Genomic DNA, 17,759 nt, shown 5'->3' on the forward strand with positions numbered 1-17,759 from the left:
TGGAAAGCAACAAACCAGCGATAGTAAGAATTATTAAGCAGAATAAGCCAAATGAAAAAGTACCTATTTGGTTAATGCGCCAGGCTGGTAGATCTCTTCCTGAGTATCGCAAAGCCGTAGAAAAAACGAGTAATTTCATGGAGATATGCTATAGCATAGATTTAGTGGTAGAGCTGACGCTACAGCCAATAAAAAGATTTGATATGGACGCAGCCATAATTTTTTCAGACATTTTAATAATAGCTGACGTTTTAGGTTGTGATGTGAATTTTGTTCGCGGTGTGGGTCCAATAATAAAACCTGTGAAAAGCTCTGAGGAGTTAAAAAATTCACAAGAATTTGAAACTAAAACCTTTCCAATCTTAAATGCCATCAGGAAAGTAAGAAGCCAATTATCAGAGGAAAAGTCCCTTATAGGCTTTGCTGGAGGGCCGTGGACGGTAGCTTCCTACATCATAGAGGGTGGTAGTAGTAAAACTTTTTCTAAAGTATTACATTTCTGTTCCCTAGAACTAGAAGAAGTAATTAAAAAAATAACAGAAGCGACAATTATTTATCTAATCAAACAGATAGAGTTTGGAGCAGATGTTATTCAGTTATTCGACAGCAATGCTGGTATATTGCAGGGAGAACTGTTTGAAAGGTATGTAATCAAGCCAACAAAGGAAATTGTTTCAGCAATAAAGAATAAGTTTCCTGATTTTCCTATAATAGGTTTTCCACGCTCTGCTGGAAATCTTTATAAGGATTACTATGAGAAAACAGGTGTATCTGCAGTAAGTATAGATTATAATGTTCCAATAGAATGGGCGAAAGCAAATCTAAAAATTCCTCTGCAAGGGAACCTTAATCCTAGTCTTTTGGCCTACAATAAGGCAGAAGCAATTGAAGAAGCAAAGCGTATAATAGATTGTTTTAGAGGGTTACCTTTTATATTTAATCTTGGACATGGAGTGCTTCCTGATACTCCGGTTGAAAATATTGCTGCATTAGTGGACCTAGTAAGAAACTACTAAAACTCTTGTATGAAAAGCCTTTATGAGGGTGGAATGAAAACCTTACTTGACAAATCTTTACACTTTCCTTATTATGGCAATAAGAGTATTTATCCTTGTTTTTGGGCTCAACGACAAAATTCAGTAAAAAAACTCAGATATCTATTGGCAGGTTACAAAAAATTATAGCGGCTGCATGTCTTTTTTATTTTTTCTACATTCAGCCAAATCGCGCTTATTTTAAGCGTTAGCACATTATTACAATGCCAATTTACATTATTATAGGGTCAAAACTCGCTATACGGGGATTTATTTGCCTTTTTAAATTTATTAAGCTTTTTAATATCTATAGTTAATATATTTAAGAGTACAAAAATACCAACCTTTATGTAAAATAATAAAACTTCTAGCTTTTTTGTTGTGTAGAGTTTATCATTTTTATTTAACTTTAGTGAGATTATGTCAGACCTTGCAAAGAGGATGTCTCTGATAAAACCATCGCCTACAATCGCTGTGACCGATAAGGCAAACAGATTAAAAAGCGAAGGAAAGAAAATTTGCGTTTTAGCTGCGGGAGAGCCGGATTTTGACACTCCAGATCATATAAAAAAGGCAGCTATTCAATCGATAAATGAAGGCAAAACTAAATATACTGCTGTTGATGGAACGCGTGAGCTTAAAGAGGCGATAATCAATAAGTTAAAAAGGGATAACATTCTAGAATACACACTTAGCCAAATCTGTGTTGGTGCTGGTGCTAAGCAGGTGTTATTCAATTTGTTCATGGCAACAATTAACCCTGGGGATGAAGCTATAATACCAGCTCCTTATTGGGTTTCATATGTTGATATGGTAAGTCTTTTTGGCGGACTGCCAGTTGTTGTAGGGTGCAAACAAAACTTTAAGCTGATACCGGAGTTACTGGAAAGCAATATAACTGAGAAAACTAAGTGGTTAATTCTCAACTCACCAAATAATCCAGCAGGAATTGTCTATACATATGATGAATTGAAAAGCATAGCGCAAGTATTGCTTAAACATCCACATGTGAATGTTGTTACAGATGATATTTATGAGCACATAGTATACGACGAAAAGTTTTTTACCATTGCTCAGGTTGAGCCAAAACTTTATGATAGAGTTTTTGTGGTCAATGGAGTATCAAAAGCCTATGCAATGACTGGCTGGAGAATAGGTTATATTGCAGGTAGGAGTGATATAGTAAAAGCTATTTCTACACTGCAGTCTCAAAGTACTTCTAACCCAAATTCAATAGCACAAGCAGCAGCAGTTGAAGCGTTAAACGGTGATCATAGTTTTTTGAAAGAAAGAACAAAAATCTTTAAGGATCGTAGAGATTTTGTAGTAAAAAAGCTAAATTCTGCTTCAGGATTGTCAGCATCTATTCCACAAGGTGCATTCTATTTGTTTGTCGCATGTGAAGGTTTATTGGGTAAGAGCACGAAAAGTGGTAAAGTAATAAATAGTGATCTTGATTTTGCTGAATATTTGTTGGAAGACCATTTAGTTGCTGTTGTTCCAGGAATTGCGTTTGGTCTGAAAAATTTTATCAGAATTTCTTATGCAACCTCTCAGGAACAATTAGAAATTGGATGTAATAGTATTATTAAAGCATGTGAAATGCTAAGTTAACTTTTTAATATTCTTATGTATAATATTTCAGTAAGATAGAGTTGATTTATGGCGTGGGTATATTTGCTATTAGCTGGTTTGGTTGAAATAATATGGACCACAGCACTGAAATATAGCAATGGCTTTACTCGTGTTATACCTGTAGTAATTATTTTAGTTAGCGGTTCTGTAAGTCTTTACTGGCTATCGTTAGCAATGAAGTCTATCCCCCTTGGAACATCTTATGCAGTTTGGACTGGTATAGGCTCTATAGGTGCAGCGATAATAGGAATAATGTTTTTTAATGACCCAGTAAATTTTGGGCGTTTATTTTCCCTTGCTTTGGTAGTGCTGGGTATTATAGGATTAAAAGTATTTTCCAATTAGGAAAAGTTAAGTACGTCTATTTTACCATCTCAGGACTTTCTACTAAAGTTGCCTTGGATTTTTCGGTTCTTGAAGAGGGCATTCCTATTGATTTAGCAAGTACCTTTCTGATGTTCAATGTTTCATTTTTCTCATTTTGTTGAATTAAGTTAATATCGTTTATTTTATTCATTAAATCTTTTCCTTCCTTTAAAATTTTTAAATCGCTTTCGTTGATATGATGTTCATTTTTAAATTCTGCAACGATTTCTTTCTTCTTTGGATGAGTATTCAGAAATTCTAATATCTGGTGTTTAGCAACAGCTTGAATAAATTTCTTATCGTGAAATATTGAATTGTTATGTAGTTCTTCTAGGCTTTTATCATATTGTTTTGCTTCGTTTACAGTAAGTTTTATTATTTCTTCTGTGCTACTTAAAAGTTCCCTGTATAACTTGTCGTATCTATTGCCTGTGTGTGCGGCAAATGTTTGTTCAATGTATTTTGTTATGTAGTTTTGTAGCGTATTGTCTATTGTACCTATGTTCATTCACTCACCTTGCTTTTATATTATATTTTACACACAAAAAGGTTAATATTTAGTTAACTACAGCGTTTCTGATACTGAATTTCATTAAAAATTATATTATTTAAAGTATAATCGGTATCACGAAATAAAAGCGTAAGTAAAATGAATTTTGTAACAAAACTAAAACTTATAGTAAAAAAAATAAAGCTTAAGATGAACAAGGGTAAAATTATAAAAATCCTTATCATCTGTGGTATAATTTTTTTCATATACCTTATCCATGAACCAGTTATAGATATGCTAAAAGGTCTCTTTTAAGAAAGATACTCGGATTAGAGTAGCTATTTACAAAAGTGTTGCTCCTTGCTGATAAAATACCTATAATTCTGTTTTTTAGGTAATATTAGGATTGCAGAGAAACTTTTTCATATGGTTGCTAGCATCACTATTTTATGCATACCAGTATATATTGCGTGTAATTCCAAATATAATCGCGCCTGAATTAATAACAAAATTTAACATAAGTATTACAGATGTTGGTCAATTTGGTGGGCTATATTATATAGGCTATACGCTTGCTCACATACCTGTTGGTCTTGCCCTTGATAGATTTGGGCCAAAGTTTGTTTTACCTGCGTGTATTGTCTTAACATTTGCTGGAACATTGCCGCTAATATGCTTTGATCAGTGGTATTACTCAATACTTGGTAGAATGATTGTTGGAGTTGGGTCATCTGCTTCAGCAATTGGGCTTTTCAAAGTTGCAAGCATGTATTTTTCACAAGAAAAATCAGCAAGGATGGCTAGCTTATCTATAATAATAGGGTTACTGGGAGCTATTTATGGTGGATTACCTCTAGACTTCTTGCTCAATAAATTTGGTTGGAATTATGTTATATACACTTTCTCAGCGTTTGGTTGCTTGCTCGCCCTACTTTTATTCTTAATAACGCCAAATTCTAACATAGAGGAGAGTAGAAATGACAACATACTTCAAGATTTAAAAACTGTACTTTTCAATAAACATATCATTCTAATCAGCTTTTTTGGGGGCTTGATGGTTGGGCCACTAGAAGGTTTTGCTGATGGTTGGGCAAAAGCGTTCTTATGTGAAGCATATCAAATGACCGGAGATTTGGCATCTTCACTTTCCTCTCTCATGTTTATAGGTATGGGAGCTGGATCATTCTTTCTCGCTTATTTACTGGAGAAGTATCCAGACAAACATTACGAGGTGATTATTGCGTGTTCTTTTGCAATGATCGCTAGCTTCCTCTTGCTTTTTACACAATTTGGCGGTTTATATATTGCATTACCTACACTTCTTGTTATCGGCTTTGCATCTGGGTATCAGGTAATTACTATTTACAAGGCAATAAGTTATGTAAACAATAACTTGGTAGGCTTAGCCACAGCTGTATCAAACATGATAGTTATGGTTTTTGGCTATTTTTTTCATACTGGAATTGCAAAAATAATAGACTTATGTTGGAATGGAACGGTAATACAAGGAAATCCTGTGTATGGTACTGAGTTACTAGTAAAAGCAATATCAATTATTCCTGTATGTTTGCTTTTGGCTGTTTTTGGATTTATGTGGTTAAGGAAAAGGTCTTATGACAATTGCTTCAGAAAGGATTTGTAACTCTGAAAATAATTTAAAGTCTTGTGATAATGAAGTTTATCTCTCTATAGAGAAGGAACTGCAGCGTCAAAGATCGCAGTTGCAATTGATTGCATCGGAGAATTTTGCAAGTAAAGCAGTGATGGAAGCACAGGGTTCTTTTCTGACTAATAAATATGCAGAAGGTTATCCTGGTAAAAGATATTACTGTGGCTGTGAGTATGTAGATGAAGTTGAAAATCTGGCTATAGAAAGGCTTTGTAAGCTGTTTAATGTTAAATTTGCAAATGTTCAACCTCACTCTGGTTCTCAGGCAAATCAAGCAGTGTTTGCTTCACTACTTACTCCGGGTGATACAATACTTGGATTGTCACTGAACTGCGGTGGACATTTAACTCATGGTGCAGCACCAAACCTTTCTGGTAAGTGGTTTAAGTCGATTCAGTATACAGTTAATAGAGACACTTACCTGCTTGATATGGATGAGGTGGAAAGGCTAGCGCTGGAGCATAAACCAAAATTAATTATTGCTGGTGCTTCTGCTTATCCAAGAAAAATAGATTTCGAGCGCTTTCGTGAAATTGCGAATAAAGTTGGTGCATATCTGCTTGCAGATATTGCTCACTATTCAGGGCTTATTGCTGCAGGTTGTTACCCATCACCTGCTGAATATGCGCATATTATAACTTCTACAACTCACAAGACTCTACGTGGTCCTCGTGGTGGAGTGGTAATGACAAATGATGAAGCGTTACATAAAAAAATTCAGTCTGCAGTTTTTCCAGGATTGCAAGGTGGGCCACTTATGCATGTGATAGCTGCAAAAGCTGTTGCATTTAAGGAAGCATTAGCGCCAGAGTTTAAAACTTATAGTAAAAAAGTTGTAGAAAATGCGAAAGTGTTAGCTCAAGCGCTGCAAGGGCATGGGCTGAACATTATAACCGGTGGCACTGACTCTCATATAGTGCTAGTTGATTTAAGATCACAGAAGTTGAAGGGAAAAGACGTTGTAAATAGCCTTGAGAGAGCTGGCATTACCTGCAATAAAAACTCCGTGCCGTTTGACACAGAAAAACCAACCATTACTTCAGGGCTCCGTTTTGGTACCGCTGCTGAGACAACACGCGGACTTGAGAAAGAAGATTTTAGAGAAGTAGCTAATCTAATAAATGAAGTAATTCAGGGATTAATTGATGGAAATAGCCCTGATGTTGAAAAAGCAGTGAAAAATAAAGTTGAAAGTATTTGTAGTAATTTTCCTATTTATTAATTTATTTAGCATTGGAATTTCCTTCCTTTACTTTGGATTAAACTATTGTATAGTGATTTTATAGCTCTTTAATTTTATGATAAATGTACCTAGCATAGAGAGTTGTGATTTTCACAATAAAAATGTTCTGCTCAGGGTCGACTTCAATGTTCCTATAAAAAATGAAAGAATTTGTGATACCACTCGTATTTTGAGAGCTCTACCTACCATTCAATATTTAGCAAATGCAGGTGCAAAAGTTATTATTATCTCACATTTTGGGCGTCCAAAAGCAAAAGACAGTAACCTATCGCTAAAAAACGTAGTCGAAACTTTATCGCAGCTGCTGAGTAAAGAAGTGAAATTTATTGATGATTGTATTGGTGAGAGAGTACAAAGAGCAATAAATGCGATAGATAGAGGAGATATAATATTACTAGAGAATCTTAGATTCTATAAAGAAGAAGAACAGAATGACTCAAGTTTTGCTAAACAATTAGCATCTCTAGCAGATATATATGTCAATGATGCGTTTTCTTGCTCTCACAGAGCTCATGCTTCTATTTCACGCATCACAGAATTTTTACCTTCCTACGCGGGATTCTGCTTGCAAGATGAGCTAAAGTATCTTGAACAAGCCATATCGTTTAACGCTAAACCTATTACTGCGATAGTTGGTGGAGCTAAAATATCCACTAAAATAAAAATGCTTATAAAACTAGCAGAAAAGGTTGATTACCTTATTCTGGGCGGCGCAATTGCTAATAATTTTTTGTTATTTAATAAAGTTAATATAGGCAAGTCTTTTTTTCAAAATGGCGTTGATGATCTTCTGCACGATATTGTTGAGACGGCAAATAAAAACAATTGCAAAATAGTTGTGCCAGAAGACGTTTTGGTTGCAGTAAATTCTGATTATAGCACTGGCGTTTTAAGAAAAATTGAATCCATTTTGGACGGTGATATAATTTTAGATATCGGACCTCAAACTTTAAGCACAATAAGCGGTATAATAGCAAGCAGTAAAACTCTGCTGTGGAACGGACCTATTGGTGTTTTTGAACATTCAGCTTTTGCAAATGGTACAGTAGAGGTGATGAGAGTAGTAAGTGATTTGACACACGAAGGAAAATTAACCAGTGTAATAGGAGGAGGAGATAGTCTATCTGCAATAAATACTGCAGGTCTTGCCGATAAAGATTTTACATATATTTCAACTGGTGGGGGAGCGTTTTTAAGTTGGCTAAGTGGTGATGAGATGCCAGGACTGCGATCAACATTAGATTAAAACTTTTTTAAGTTGTTGCTTATACCCTAGCTTCTTTATGAATATGATTATGTCGAAAATAGCTAAGTTAATCTTGTGCTTAATAATACCAGTAATAGGATTTGTTTTTTACATTAAGGAGCATTATCTCAATGATGCAAATTCACAAATTGGCTTTGAGCCGTTTTTCAAAACAGATTCTTCAGATCCAGACTATATTCCACCACTTCCAGAGTTGACTGATTTTGATAGAGGAGTGTTAAGGGTTTGTGGAGATTGGGGAACACAGCCTGATGAAGAAGATTTCAGAATTTTGCTTGATTGTCCGCAGCATCAAGAAGTGGTGAAAAGGATATACGATAAGCTTGATCATCAGGTGATTACACCTAGTGCAGACTTGGGGTTGTTTAAAGATGAATTGACTAAGATTTGGTTTACAAATAGCGGAACTGAAAAAGAAACTATAGGGTTTGGGCATATTTTTTGTGGTGAACCAGATAGATTGGGGCTAGGTGGTATGCATTTTGTAGGTAGATATGTTGAGGCTCAAGAAAATAAGTGGGCGGGTGCGATTTGGGATAATGAATCTCTGTGCAATAAATTAGATATTAAGCCACCTGTTTACACATTTGGAATGAAATATCTAGGTAAGGATGGAGAAGTGAAAGTTAAGTGCCCAAGTGGGTACGCGTATAACCTTCATGCTGATGATATTTTAGTTTCTGCAACTAAGGCGTTTAAGGAGCTGGGAAAAGATGGAATGTGTCTGTATAAAATGGAAGATGACAATTATCAATCAGTGTTTGTGAGAAAGAAAGACGCTATACTCACATTCTATCCTGACTTAACACCAAAATGTAATGATAAGAGTATTAATTGTAGCTGTAGCAAGTCTTGATTGGCTGAAAAAAAGTAAACATTTTATGTGTGTTATGCTAATTTAGTTATATTAAGGGCAATTTGTAGAGCTACATGAAACTTATAGTAAAAAAATGTTTGTCTGTTTTATTTCTGTTGCTGCTTGTAGCGCCTCTTTTATATGGACAACAATCTTGTTTAAGTGATATTGAGAACGATTTTCAAGATTTGAAAACATCATTAAAAAATCCAATATTTTTAGATCCTGCACCGAGTTTAAATTATGATGATAGAGAAGGCAAAAAAGTGTTGATGGTGGTGGTGCACCATACCGAATCACCAACATTAAAAAGTACAAAATACGCATTAAATTCTTCAGGGATATCAGTACAGCTTATTGTTGATAGAGATGGTAGCATTACTCTGATGGTTCCACTTGAAAAACGAGCATGGCATGCTGGTATAAGTTATGCGAAAGTTCGAGTAGATAATGTGGTTGAAGAGCTACGAAAACTGAATGATTATTCTATAGGTATAGAGATTGTAAACACAGGGCTTGAGCCTTTTCCAGAAGAGCAAATGAAATCTGTCAAAGATCTGATTTTGTACCTCATGAAGCGCTTTAAGATTAGAAAAGATATGATATTTAGTCACGCTGAGATAGGCACTATAGTGTACAACTCAGCAATTGAAGGTTACGCAATGCGTAAGCCTGATCCACATAAGTTATTTGATTGGGAGTTATTAGAGAAAAGTGGTATTGGATTGCATATAGGTGATAGAATCAGTCCTCAAGACGCAGAACAAAAAGTAAATGAGGTTTTGTATAAGGTAGGTGATAAGAGTGAAAATATTTTGAAATTAAAAAAAAGGTTAAACGGTTTTTTTTATAAAATACTGCCTTGGAATGATAGGGAAGGTAATATGATTTTTCCTGACAATAATGCTAATTACTCAAATGAGTTTGATGAAAATTTTGCGTGGGTTATCAATCAGTTTTCAATGCACCACTTGCCGAAAGAGATTAGAAAAGACTTGCCTCTAAAATTAGAACAAGAAGATATTTTGCCTGAATTTTTAGTTAAGTATAGAAATCTTATTTTTAGTGAATTCTTATCTTTAAGTGATAAAACTCAATTAAGCTTAAAGCCACCATTTTTGAATGAAGAGGATTATAAGCATTTATTATCTTCTCTTGCAGAATATGAAAATAATATTTCTTCTGATGCATTTGCTATGCTCATGTACAAGATTAAGCTATATTATGACTCTTATCTAAGATACAATATAAGATCTTCACTTTATATTCCATTTAGACTTAATTCATTTGAAAAGCTAGATATTTTAAAGAATGAAATATTATCTTTTAAGTCTATAAGCCCTGAAAAGGCTATAGAAGTCTCGAATTTGATTAATGAGTTTAGGTCGAAAATTTTATCTGATTTCCAAAATTTTGAAAAGCAATGGTTTCAAGAATTTAAGGACACTTGGAAACAAAAATTTATACCGAATATGGAAAGGCAAATGTCTTGGACTGCGCTACATGAAACTGTGTTGGAATATTTAGAAAAGGCGAAGAAAGAAGTCTAATGAGTATTACAATGACCAGATGCATGGGCAGAGAAAAATAAAGGCACATGCATCTGGAAGTATACAAAAATTTCTAAATGAGATTAATATAGTATTGGGATGACAGAGTTTAAAAAATAAGTTACTTTTTTTATTTTTGGTAAAAAGTAGTCTATGGGTATTAAAATTGCACCTTCTATACTTTCAGCAGACTTTGCAAAATTAGGGGAGGAAGTAAAAAGAATTAGCGACTTGAATGTAGATTATATACACATAGACGTTATGGATGGAAATTTTGTTCCAAATATTACAATAGGTCCGAATGTTATCTATGCGATACGTAAATATAGCAACCTTCCTTTTGATGTGCACTTAATGATTAAATCTCCTGGTGACCATATTGAAAGTTTTATAAATGCTGGTGCTGATATTATCACTATACATGCAGAAGCAGAGATACATCTTGAGAGGCTAGTAAGAAAGATAAAATCATATAAAAACAATACAAAAAAAATAATACAAGTTGGAGCTTCAATTGTTCCTTCAACTTCTCCAAGCGTGCTTGAGTATATAATAGATGAGCTAGATATTGTGCTAATTATGACAGTCAATCCTGGATTTGGAGGACAGGAGTTTATTCATTCGCAGTTGAGTAAGATATCTACTGTGAGGAAAATGATACAGGACCGTAATCTTAAAACACAAGTTTCAGTAGATGGTGGAGTTAACTTTTCTAACGCAGCTGATATAATAAAAGCAGGTGCAAATATATTAGTTGCTGGATCAGCAATATTTAAAGCTGAAGACATGAAAAAGGCTGTAAACGATCTTAAAAATCTTTCGTTATAACCCTACAGATAACACAAACCATTTTTGTTATCTTGTCAGTTTTAAAAATTCCTATTATCCCAGTGTTTCGACACTGAGATAATAGAAAGTAAGTTCAACCTCAATAGAAACCTGATGACGAGTCATTATTACCAAATTTTGGTCTGCTTCTATTACTAAAACCAGAACGAGGACGAGTAGGTCTATTACTATGATAATTATCTTCAGGTTTTTTATTAAACGAGTTGTTATAATAATTATCCCTATTATTTAAACCATCTCTCCTTTCTTCATTGTAAAGCTTACCTTCAAAAAATTCACCTGTTTCTTGATCAACACGACGTCTTGATAATTTTGGACATCCACCTTTTTCAAAGTCAATTATCAAAGCTTTGAAGGTATCACCCTGTTTAAGTATATCCTCAATGGACTCTACATGTTGATTAGCTACCTCGCTTATATGCATTTTTCCTTTTCTTCCATTAAGAAGTTCTAGCTCTACAATAGACTTCTCTATCTTTACAACTTTAGCATCAATTATAGAACCTTGTTCTAGCTCTGTTATTGAATCAATCATCATATTCTTTGCAGCTTCAGCTTCAGTACTACTAATGGCAAAAACAGAAACTTTACCGTCATCCCCTATTTCAATTTTTGCATTACTTCTTTCACATACACTGCGTATATTTTTTCCTTTAGTACCAATAGCTGCAGAAATTTTATCTTTATCTATATAAAACGATAACACTCTTGGTACATGATCTTTTATATCCTTACGATGTTCTGAAATTACTGCATTCATTTTTTCTAAGATATGTAATCTTCCGACTTTTGCTTGTTCTAAAGATTTTTCAACAATTTCAAAGCTTATACCAGGAATTTTCATATCCATCTGCAGTGCTGTAATCCCTTCGCTAGTTCCTGCTACTTTGAAGTCCATATCACCAAGATAGTCTTCATCGCCCAGTATATCAGAAAGTATTATATGCTCATTTTTGTCTTTGATGAGACCCATAGCAATTCCTGCAACGGGAGCCTTTATTGGCACACCTGTATCCATTAATGCAATGGAAGTTCCACAAACTGTTGCCATAGAAGAAGAACCATCAGATTCCATAATCTCAGATACTACCCTTATTGTATAAGGAAATTCAGATTTATCAGGTAAAACAGGATGAATTGCTTTCCAAGCAAGTTTACCATGACCAATTTCTCTCCTTCCTGGTGCGCGTATAGCAGAAGCCTCTCCAACAGCAAATGGAGGAAAATTATAATGCAACATAAAATGTTCACGTCTATCCCCTTCAATGTCATCCACAATTTGCTCATCTTGTGTAGTACCAAGAGCAGTAACAACTAGTGCCTGAGTGCTACCCCTTGTAAATAGCGCAGAACCGTGAGTCTTGGGTAGAATGTCAGCCTCAATTTCTATCTGGCGTATTTCATCATACTTACGGCTGTCTATTCTCACACTTTTCCTTCTAATCATTTCACGCACTAAAGATCTTTCAAAGCTTTTTACTGCATAAGTAATTAACTTTTCGTCTTTTCCAGCCTCTTTAAGAGTATTCAATATATTATTCCTGACTACTTCTAGAGCTTGGACTCGCTCTTGTTTTACTGTTTTTGAATATGCTTCTTCAAAGTCTTTTCGATATTTTTCAAGTTCTTGAGTTATATCTGATATATCAACAGGAGCAAAGCTTTCAGGTTTATTGCCAACTGTATCAGCAAATTCTTTTATGAGCTTAATAACAGGTTGAAGGTGTTCATGACCAAATTTTATTGCGTTTAAAACATTTTCTTCAGAGAGCTCTTTGACTTCCGATTCGACCATTAAGATCGAATTTTCATCACCAGACAAAAACAGATCCAAGTTGCTCGCTTTCATCTCTTGAACGGAAGGATTGAGTATATAATTGTTATTTTCATCACAACCGACCATGACTCCAGCTATAGTAAAGTGGAAAGGAACACCAGAAATTGCAAGAGCTGCGACGGTACCTATCAATGCTGGTACTTCAGGAGAATTGACCGTATCGTAAGTTAACAGATTACATACTACACTAATTTCATCATGAAAACCTTCAGGAAATAACGGCCTTATACTTCTATCTATTACTCTTGAAATTAAAGTTTCTCTATCAGATGGTTTTCCTTCTCTTTTAAAAAAACCACCAGGAATCTTACCCATGGCATAACTTTTTGCAATAAACTGCACATTTAAAGGGAGAAAATCAACACTTTCTTCCTTCTTTTTTCGTACAACAGTGACTAAGATAGAAGTATCTCCATAATTTACAACTACTGAACCATCAGCTTGACGTGCTATTTTCCCAGTTTCTAAAGATAAGGTACGCCCCTCCCAATCTATAGATTTTTTTATAATTTCAAACATACAAAATTCCTCGATTATTTTCTAATGCCTAACTTCTCTATTAACTCTTGATAGGCTTCATTACCAAATTTACGTTTTATATAATTTAAGTGCTTGCGCCTTCTACCTATCAATATAAGTAAACCGCGCTTAGAATTATGGTCATGCTTATGCGCTTTAAAATGCTCAGTTAAATTACTGATCCTCTCGGTTAAAATTGCACACTGTACAAAAGATGAACCTGTATCATCTTCTTTAATTGCATATGTACTAATCAAACTTTTTTTCTTTTGGGATGTTATTGACATCTAAACCTCATTTCAAAATATTAAAAACACGAATAGGCTTCACATAACCATGAGTAAAACTGCAAATTGCAATAGGTACATTACCCACTATCGTACAAAAAATATCATAATTCTTTAAATTACGCAAGTTATTTAATATAATTTCTTGACCTTTTCTGATTTTCTCCGCTTCCTCTAAGGAAATTTCAACTTTGAACATCGATTTTAAAGCCGATTCAATGGGAATGATGAAGCCTTTTGTATTACCTCCATCATCTTCTGTCATCCCACCCTCCGATGTCATCCCAGTGTCAAGCACTGGGATCAAGCTTATTGCATCACGAACATTGTTTTTGACATATGCTCCTAGAATCTTTTGTCCATTACATGATTTGTAAGTATTTGTATCCAGTGTCAAGCACTGGGGAGAGTAAGTTGTTGTGTTTTTTTTAGTAAGTTGCTCAATTGTCACTGATTCATCTTCCTTAAAATCACCTACCATCGTTCTTCTTAATTTTGTAATGTGTCCAAAGCAATTTAATGTGACTCCAAGATCTCTTGCAATTGATCTTACATATACACCGCTACCGCAGATCATAGAAAAATCAGCACTATTATTTATAGTGTCCAAGAATATCAGCTTCAGTTCATGTATTTTGACTTGCCGGGGCTTTATATTTACCTTTTGCCCACTTCTTGCTAATTTATATGCTCTTGCTCCCTTGATTTTCACTGCTGAAAATTGAGGAGGAGTTTGTGTTATCTCACCAATAAAATCCTTAATCGCACAGTTTATTTGGTTATATTCGGGTTTTATATCGCTAGTTCTAATGATATCACCACCCAAATCATCCGTAGTTGTTTGTTTTCCCCATTTTATTGTGAAATTGTATGCCTTTAAGTCACAAGATAAATACGGTATAGTTTTTGTTGCTTCACCAAGAGCGATCGGTAATATACCTGAAGCCAAAGGATCAAGTGTTCCCAAATGTCCGGCTTTTTTTATTCCAAAAATCCTTTTAATTTGAGTTACAGCTTGTGCAGAACTCATTCCTGTTGGTTTATCAAGATTCAGCCAGCCATTTACCATGTATCAATCTTACATAATTAGTAACAATTTAAAAAGTAGATAAAACATCAAGTTATTAATAAAAATGCTTGATTAGTTTACATTCTCAATATATAATTAACTTTTTATAAACCTTAATTAGGAGGAAGTGATTATGACTACAAATATATGGAAACTAAAAAACATAGCACCTATAACAAAAATGGGTATTGAAGGTACAGTTGCAACTGCATCTTTAGCAGCAGCAATAACAACATTATTGATTGCTACTAAAGTAATTGCTGGACCTGCATCTTTAGCACTTATTGCTAGCCCTGCTGGAATTGCAGTTCTGTTTATTGCCGCTGTATATTTTGTCGCAGCAGCTTGTGCTTCATATCAGCAAATGAATGCAATGGAAAATGTTAAGGGTGAAAAAGGCGATAAGGGTGAAAAAGGCGATAAGGGTGACCAAGGACCTCAGGGTGAGAAAGGCCTACAAGGTGATAAGGGTGAACAAGGACCAGTTTTTGATAAAAATGAAGTTGTGCAAACATTGCTTGATAAACTTGAAGACGGTGGTGTTAAACGGCAATTTAAGCATGCACTTGGCCTTTCAGTTGATGAATAAATTAGCATAACCAGAGGTAGATTTTCTACCTCTTCCTTTATCTCTATTATTCAAGTGGATAAAGGCTACTGTGACTTATCCCACAACTCAACCACATCCTCACTGAACTCTATTATCTCTACTTTTTTAAATTGGTAACAGTTGTTGATGGATTGAATTCCTAAATTCCCTACAAAAGGAGTGGCATCATTGCCTAGAATTTTACCACTGCGGCAGATTATCAGCCTATCGATTAAATCGTGCTTCAATAACTCTGTAATTAACACTCCTCCACCTTCAACTAATAACCTTGTTATACCAATTTCTGAAACAAGTTTTGATGCCATGTCTTTGAGGCAGACTTTGCCAGCATTGTTTGAATTAACTACTAAGTAGTTAATGTTTTTTATTTTTTTCTTTACTTTATTGTTTGTAATTACCCAAGTTGAACCTCCTGTCATCCCAGTGCGTGACACTGGGATCCATTCTTCTTCTTTTTTTCTAGATTCCAGCGTCACGCGCTGGAATGACATCGAAAGGTATGCTGTTGGCTCTTTGCTTAAATCATGGTTATATAAGGTATCTGCAGTCTTTGCAATATTATGCTCTTCCTGCAATTTCCCTTGGCTATCGATAATTAGCCTTATTGGCGACCTGTTTTCGAGTCCTGGTAATCTGCAAGTTAAGAGTGGATCGTCACTAACAAGGGTATTGCTGCCAATCATAATTGCGTCATATTTTGCTCTGAGCTCATGTATCCAATTTCTCGTATCTTCACTTGTTATCCATTTGCTATCACCTGTAAACGTTGCGATTTTTCCATCGAGAGTTGTTGCGATTTTGCAAGCTATGAATGGTCTATGGAGTTTCTTGGTGGTAAAAAAGCCAACATTCAGCTTCTCTGCTTCTTTCTGCATAATACCTTGCTTCACTTCAATTCCTGCTTCTTTCAGAGCTTTAATTCCTCCGCCTGAAACTCTACTATCTGGATCAATTGCTGCAATCACTACCTTTCTTATTCCTGATTTTATGATTTCTGCAGTGCAAGGTTCTGTAACTCCAAAGTGGCAGCATGGTTCAAGAGTGACGTACATAGTTGCACCATGAGTTAAATCTTTAGCATTTTGCAAAGCAACTACTTCTGCATGTGGGCGCCCACCGATTCCTGTGTAGCCTTCACCGATCACCATACCGTCTTTTACAATGACACATCCAACAGTGGGATTTGGTGCAACACTTCCAAGACTTTTTTCTGCAAGTTTTAATGCGATCGACATGAAATAATCTTCAGTCATTAGAAAGAAGTCATTTCGTATGAGGTATCAAAAATTCTTCTGTGCTCGTGTATGGCAAATCTATCTGTCATACCTGAGATATAATCACATATTATTACTGAACGCTGAGATTCACAAGCAAGCTTGTTCCACTCTATAGGTAATAACCCTGGGTTTTCATAAAAACATTGAAAAAGCTCCTGTACTATACGTTTTGCTTTGTTCATTGTTCTATTCAATTTATAGCTTCTGTATATTTTTTCCATGTTAAATTTTTTCATCTCTTTTGTGGCATTTGCAACTTCTGGTGAAAATGTGACTAGCATTGTATTTAGACCTCTTACATCTTCTACGCTTTTTATTTTGTAGTCTTTAATATTTTTTTCAGTCTGAAAAACGACATCATTTATCATAATCCCTATAGTTTTACTCAGTGATTCATGTATGAGTTTACTTTGGGCCAATTCTGAATATTCGCTTTTTACTTCTTTGAACATTTTGCCAATTAAAGGAACATCGAGCAAATCTTCGATGGTTACTAAATTTGCCCTGAGTGCATCATCAAGATCGTGAACACTGTAAGCAATATCATCGGCAATTGAAGCAACTTGTGCTTCAATGCTTGAAAATTCCTCAAGTTTTAGATCATATTTTTCATTATATTTTAATAGCAGCTGATTATTTGTAGAAGACTCCGCGTTTTGACCAAGCAAGGGACCGTTATGCTTTGCAACACCTTCAATCACTTCCCAACTTAGATTCATGCCATTAAAGTCAGCATGTTTTTGTTCAAGATAAGTTAAAATCCTTATAGCTTGAACATTATGATCAAACTTATACTTCTCCTTATCAACTTGAACTAGAGCATCCTCACCTGTGTGACCAAATGGAGGATGACCAAGGTCATGTGCAAGCGCTATGCATTCAGTGATGTCCTCATCTAATCTGAGCCTGCGTGCGATGGATCTTGCAATTTGTGCAACTTCAAGGCTATGAGTTAGCCGAGTGCGATAGTAGTCATGCTCATAATTGATAAAAACTTGTGTTTTGTATCCTAGTTTCCTAAACGCATTAGAGTGAATAATTCGGTCCCTATCACGCTGAAAGCAGCTGCGATTTTCATCTTCTGGCTCTTTAAAATTTCTTCCTTTTGTTTTATTTGGAAAGCACGCGTAACTTAATAGAAAATTATTGTTTGACATGTAAAATTTCTACTATAATAGGTTATCAATAATGAACGGTGGTT

Annotated in this window: 15 protein-coding genes and 1 pseudogene; 10 read left to right on the forward strand and 6 right to left on the reverse strand. The window is 35.0% G+C overall.

What is annotated here, in order from left to right:
• Positions 1-67: 67 nt before the first annotated feature.
• From hemE to AB3210_RS00015, 3 genes and pseudogenes are all read left to right on the forward strand, one after another.
• Positions 68-961: pseudogene (gene hemE / locus AB3210_RS00005) on the forward strand (uroporphyrinogen decarboxylase); the annotation flags it as partial.
• A gap of 493 nt (positions 962-1,454) precedes the next feature.
• The gene (locus AB3210_RS00010) at positions 1,455-2,648 is read left to right on the forward strand and encodes a pyridoxal phosphate-dependent aminotransferase (RefSeq protein ID WP_052264894.1); all 1,194 of its coding nucleotides are present in this window, start codon (positions 1,455-1,457) and stop codon (positions 2,646-2,648) included.
• Positions 2,649-2,696: 48 nt separating this feature from the next.
• Entirely contained in the window at positions 2,697-3,014 is a 318-nt protein-coding gene (locus AB3210_RS00015) for a DMT family transporter (protein ID WP_010403511.1), read from the forward strand.
• 16 nt (positions 3,015-3,030) lie between these two features.
• Here AB3210_RS00015 and AB3210_RS00020 read toward each other — a convergent pair whose 3' ends face one another.
• Positions 3,031-3,543, reverse strand: coding sequence for a hypothetical protein (locus AB3210_RS00020; RefSeq protein WP_017531946.1), 513 nt, complete (start codon positions 3,541-3,543; stop codon positions 3,031-3,033).
• Between the two features lie 388 nt (positions 3,544-3,931).
• On the opposite strand from AB3210_RS00020, the gene AB3210_RS00025 reads away from it, so the two are divergent.
• From AB3210_RS00025 to rpe, 6 genes are all read left to right on the forward strand, one after another.
• Positions 3,932-5,167 (forward strand): MFS transporter, encoded by a 1,236-nt coding sequence (locus AB3210_RS00025; RefSeq protein WP_007302244.1) that lies wholly within the window; start codon positions 3,932-3,934, stop codon positions 5,165-5,167.
• On the forward strand, positions 5,139-6,416 hold the full coding sequence (gene glyA / locus AB3210_RS00030; RefSeq protein ID WP_052264755.1) for a serine hydroxymethyltransferase: 1,278 nt from the start codon (positions 5,139-5,141) through the stop codon (positions 6,414-6,416). Before AB3210_RS00025 ends, glyA begins: the two co-directional genes overlap by 29 nt.
• A gap of 79 nt (positions 6,417-6,495) precedes the next feature.
• Entirely contained in the window at positions 6,496-7,683 is a 1,188-nt protein-coding gene (locus tag AB3210_RS00035; protein WP_179943891.1) for a phosphoglycerate kinase, read from the forward strand.
• 37 nt (positions 7,684-7,720) lie between these two features.
• Positions 7,721-8,560 (forward strand): EndoU domain-containing protein, encoded by an 840-nt coding sequence (locus tag AB3210_RS00040; protein WP_007302241.1) that lies wholly within the window; start codon positions 7,721-7,723, stop codon positions 8,558-8,560.
• 74 nt (positions 8,561-8,634) lie between these two features.
• Positions 8,635-10,110 carry an N-acetylmuramoyl-L-alanine amidase gene (locus tag AB3210_RS00045; protein WP_019236794.1) on the forward strand — a complete coding sequence of 492 codons (1,476 nt, stop codon included), beginning with the start codon at positions 8,635-8,637 and terminating at the stop codon, positions 10,108-10,110.
• Positions 10,111-10,263: 153 nt separating this feature from the next.
• Complete coding sequence (gene rpe / locus AB3210_RS00050; RefSeq protein ID WP_007302239.1) at positions 10,264-10,938, forward strand: ribulose-phosphate 3-epimerase; 675 nt, start codon at positions 10,264-10,266, stop codon at positions 10,936-10,938.
• Between the two features lie 100 nt (positions 10,939-11,038).
• Here the strand turns inward: rpe and pnp are convergent, their stop codons facing one another.
• The 3 genes from pnp to truB are packed head-to-tail and all read right to left on the reverse strand — an operon-like array spanning position 11,039 to position 14,671.
• Positions 11,039-13,315, reverse strand: coding sequence for a polyribonucleotide nucleotidyltransferase (pnp, locus tag AB3210_RS00055; RefSeq protein ID WP_012481924.1), 2,277 nt, complete (start codon positions 13,313-13,315; stop codon positions 11,039-11,041).
• A 14-nt stretch (positions 13,316-13,329) separates the two neighbouring features.
• Entirely contained in the window at positions 13,330-13,602 is a 273-nt protein-coding gene (gene rpsO, locus AB3210_RS00060) for a 30S ribosomal protein S15 (protein ID WP_007302237.1), read from the reverse strand.
• A gap of 7 nt (positions 13,603-13,609) precedes the next feature.
• Positions 13,610-14,671: a tRNA pseudouridine(55) synthase TruB gene (truB, locus tag AB3210_RS00065; RefSeq protein ID WP_052264757.1), complete on the reverse strand. Its 1,062-nt coding sequence runs from the start codon at positions 14,669-14,671 to the stop codon at positions 13,610-13,612.
• A gap of 133 nt (positions 14,672-14,804) precedes the next feature.
• Here truB and AB3210_RS00070 point away from each other — a divergent pair, with 133 nt between their 5' ends.
• Positions 14,805-15,260, forward strand: coding sequence for a collagen-like protein (locus AB3210_RS00070; protein WP_230608961.1), 456 nt, complete (start codon positions 14,805-14,807; stop codon positions 15,258-15,260).
• A 65-nt stretch (positions 15,261-15,325) separates the two neighbouring features.
• On the opposite strand, the gene ribD is transcribed toward AB3210_RS00070, so the two are convergent.
• Both ribD and AB3210_RS00080 read right to left on the reverse strand, forming a co-directional pair.
• On the reverse strand, positions 15,326-16,534 hold the full coding sequence (ribD, locus tag AB3210_RS00075; protein ID WP_096097224.1) for a bifunctional diaminohydroxyphosphoribosylaminopyrimidine deaminase/5-amino-6-(5-phosphoribosylamino)uracil reductase RibD: 1,209 nt from the start codon (positions 16,532-16,534) through the stop codon (positions 15,326-15,328).
• The gene (locus tag AB3210_RS00080) at positions 16,534-17,715 is read right to left on the reverse strand and encodes a deoxyguanosinetriphosphate triphosphohydrolase (RefSeq protein ID WP_052264795.1); all 1,182 of its coding nucleotides are present in this window, start codon (positions 17,713-17,715) and stop codon (positions 16,534-16,536) included. The genes ribD and AB3210_RS00080 overlap by 1 nt, the downstream gene beginning before the upstream one ends.
• Positions 17,716-17,759: the final 44 nt, after the last annotated feature.

It is taken from the genome of Wolbachia endosymbiont (group B) of Scrobipalpa ocellatella (genome assembly GCF_964188425.1).
Taxonomy (GTDB): Bacteria; Pseudomonadota; Alphaproteobacteria; order Rickettsiales; family Anaplasmataceae; genus Wolbachia.